Origin of the sequence: Xenorhabdus innexi, assembly GCF_002632485.1 — a bacterium.
In the GTDB taxonomy this organism is placed as follows: Bacteria; Pseudomonadota; Gammaproteobacteria; order Enterobacterales; family Enterobacteriaceae; genus Xenorhabdus; species Xenorhabdus innexi.
Genome location: NZ_NIBU01000164.1, coordinates 1 through 1,488 on the forward strand (window position 1 = coordinate 1; position 1,488 = coordinate 1,488).

Annotated in this window: 2 protein-coding genes; both read left to right on the top strand. The window is 53.4% G+C overall.

Annotated elements, in window-relative coordinates:
* A partial coding sequence (locus Xinn_RS20735; protein ID WP_099137805.1) for an N-6 DNA methylase occupies positions 1–613 on the top strand: 613 nt, incomplete at its 5' end.
* Between the two features lie 213 nt (positions 614–826).
* On the top strand, positions 827–1,488 hold a 662-nt coding region (locus Xinn_RS20740; protein ID WP_099137806.1), incomplete at its 3' end, for a TraI domain-containing protein.

The window sequence follows — 1,488 nt, forward strand, 5'->3', positions numbered from 1 at the left end:
TCAGGTCTTCCGGGATTTTTGCAACTGCGCCATGGCGGCGATCCACAATCAGTATTGTTTCAGTGACGAGCTGGAGCAGTATTACCTGAAAACCATTAACCGGTACGAGCGGGCCGATATGAACCGGATCGTACAGCTGTTCTCTCATGTGGTGCTCGGACTGGCGCAGGAACCGGGTGATTTTCTCGGCAGTGTATTTATGCAGCTGGAATTGGGTGATAAAAATCTTCAGCAATTTTTCACCCCCTGGAGTGTGGCCAGAATGATGGCAAAACTGGAGATGGCGGATATCTCTGCCTTATTGCAGGAAAAACCGTTTGTCACATTACAGGAACCGTGCTGCGGTGCGGGCTGTATGACACTGGCGGCGGCAGAAGAACTGAGAGAGCAGGGGCATGATCCGTTGTGCAGTCTGTGGGTTCACGTCATTGATATTGATCCGCTGGCCGCCGTGATGGCCTACATCCAGCTCTCGCTGACCGGCATTCCGGCCAGAGTCACTATCGGGGATGTCCTGAGAGAGCCGGACAGTTCGCGTCACCGTTATACCCCCGCCCATTATCTGGGCAACTGGTCTCAGCGCTTGCGGGAAGCGGAGCTTATCGCCGCCTGAATACCTTTTTTCAACAGCGCCTTTCAGGGCGCTTTTTTTGTTTTTAAATGACGTAAATACAATGAATGATGATGAAAATTAAGCGGGTTGGTTAAATGAGTCAGGGGATGAATCGAATCCGTTTAATTTTCATTTTCGGAAAAAGAATTGTGCCTTGTTTCCGGACGGGATTCACCGACACTGAGCCCCGTCTGAACCGAAAGAGGAAATACGATGTTTCAGCGTTTTAAATCCCGTTTTGCCCGTCAGAGACTGCCGCAGCTCAAGTCCCACCGGTCGGAAGACAGCAAGGGCTATTTTCAACCCCAATCAGCTGATGAATTGTCAGCAACGCCCCTGCGCCGGCAATATCTTCAGCAATTATGGCAAAACAGTGCACTCCCTGAAGGACTGTATCAGCGCTTTTATCTTGCGCCGGTAAAGCAATTGTTGGGCAGTGTCCAGCAGGTGCCGGCAACCCCGGAGGGAGAATGGTCAGCGTTAGGGGGATTTGCTGACCTGACGCTGGCATTTACCGCCTGTACTGTGCGGCTGGCAAAAGGGCACATGTTGCCGCCGGGGGTGCCGCCGGAAACCCAGGCTTCTCAGAGTCTGCTGTGGCAGGCAATGGTGTTCTGGGCCGCGTTGTTTTACCACCTGCCTTTGTTGCGGCAACTGGAAGGGGAGCTGGAAAACGGGTATCACTGGCAACCGGGAGCCTGTATACCTGACACCCCCTTTCGTTTCCGCTTTCATTCACCGGAAAACATACCGGCGGTCCCCCAGGAAGTGTTTCTGGCGGCCAGTCTGGTACCGGAAAAAGCCATGATGTGGCTGGTTTCCGTCCCGGAAGTCTGGCACTGCCTGATGCAGCATCTTAATGGCCGTCCGTCCAC